General features: G+C 62.5%; 2 protein-coding genes and 1 pseudogene. All 3 read right to left on the minus strand.

Features of this window, described 5'->3' with window-relative positions; all coding sequences use genetic code 11:
• On the minus strand, positions 1-430 hold a 430-nt coding region (gene rpsB, locus EOD15_RS34295; protein ID WP_127409304.1), incomplete at its 3' end, for a 30S ribosomal protein S2.
• A gap of 204 nt (positions 431-634) precedes the next feature.
• On the minus strand, positions 635-913 hold the full coding sequence (locus EOD15_RS34300) for a DUF4031 domain-containing protein (protein ID WP_027036667.1): 279 nt from the start codon (positions 911-913) through the stop codon (positions 635-637).
• A gap of 59 nt (positions 914-972) precedes the next feature.
• Positions 973-1,405 (minus strand): annotated as a pseudogene (locus EOD15_RS34305) (hypothetical protein); the annotation flags it as partial.

A 1,405-nucleotide genomic window follows, 5' to 3' on the forward strand; every position in this document is an offset into this window, starting at 1 on the left:
TCTCGCGCTCGCGGTCGAGGTTCAGGCGTTCCTTCTTGGTCAATCCTTGCGCCTCGCCGGCCAGCATCTCGTCGAGCTTGCGCAGGCGCTGGATCGAATTCGAGATCGTCTTCCAGTTGGTCAGCATGCCACCGAGCCAACGCGAGTTGACATAATACTGAGCCGAACGCTGTGCAGCATCGGCGACGATGTCGGACGCCTGGCGCTTGGTGCCGACGAACAGCACGCGGCCACCCTTGGCGACGGTGTCGGAAACCTGCTTAAGCGCCTGGTGCAGCAAAGGCACCGTCTGCGACAGGTCGATGATATGGATGTTGTTGCGGGCGCCATAGATGTAGGGCGCCATCTTCGGGTTCCAGCGGTGGGTCTGGTGGCCGAAGTGAATGCCAGCTTCCAAAAGCTGGCGCATGCTGAAATCAGGCAGTGCCATTCAAAGTTCCTTTCCGGTTAGCCTCCACGGACACAGGCATTTTTTGGACTTTGTCCTCGAACGCCACCGGAGGTTTCAGCCGGATTTCTCCCGGGCAGACACCAAAGTCCGTGTGTGGAATGAGCGCGCATATAGAGGGGATGCGCGATAAACGCAAGCGCCGCGGGATCTGTGATGCGGCGTGCGACGATCCGCGCCCTGCCGTCAGCGCTTTATCTTCCCGTTCGGCACTCGCACTCGCCGGAAGACCGCGACGATCTCCTCGCGGCTGCATTCGATGGCGCCGAGCCGCACCGCACGGTCGCGCTCGAAGCCGGTTATGTCATAATGCGGCGCCGATGTCTTGGGCGGCCCCTGGTAGGATGAGCGCTTGACGCCGAGCCGGGCGGCAAAGCGATGCAACTCGTCGGTGTCGTCGGCCAACAGATGGCACCAGCGATGGCCGGCCCAGTTCCAGATCGCTGCGTCGACATAGACCGCCATGAAGCTTGCTGTTTGCCTTCCATCCTCCACCACAGCGGGCCACGTGGCCCGTCAGGATGTCAGGGACGATAGAATGGATTCGGATAGAAAATGAAGCCGCCATTGGCCGCAAGCTCGGCCACAATGTTGGTGACCGTATCCTGCATGCGACGGTGCAGCTCGGCAACCGCATCGTCGATCGAGCCCGCATGCTCATGCAAGCCCAGTGCCTCCGGCACCCGGATGTGGGCGCAACGCGGCCCGGCCGGCTGCGGAATGAACCGGTTTATCGTGTCGCGCAGCCCGCCTCGACAATAGTCGTTGCGGATCCGCTTCAGATGTTCGGCGATCTGCTCCTGCGTGATGCGCGGATTGGCGCAGGCCCAGGGTCCGACGCGCTGCAGCCTCTGAACTCTATCGGCGAGCGCGCGGACCTGCCTTTGCCGTTCCGCATCGTCGGTGTTTTCGCGCTGCCAGCGACGCGCACGCCGCAGAAGCTCTGCGGTGTCGGTT

Source organism: Mesorhizobium sp. M7A.T.Ca.US.000.02.2.1 (genome assembly GCF_003996995.1).
Classification (GTDB): Bacteria; Pseudomonadota; Alphaproteobacteria; order Rhizobiales; family Rhizobiaceae; genus Mesorhizobium.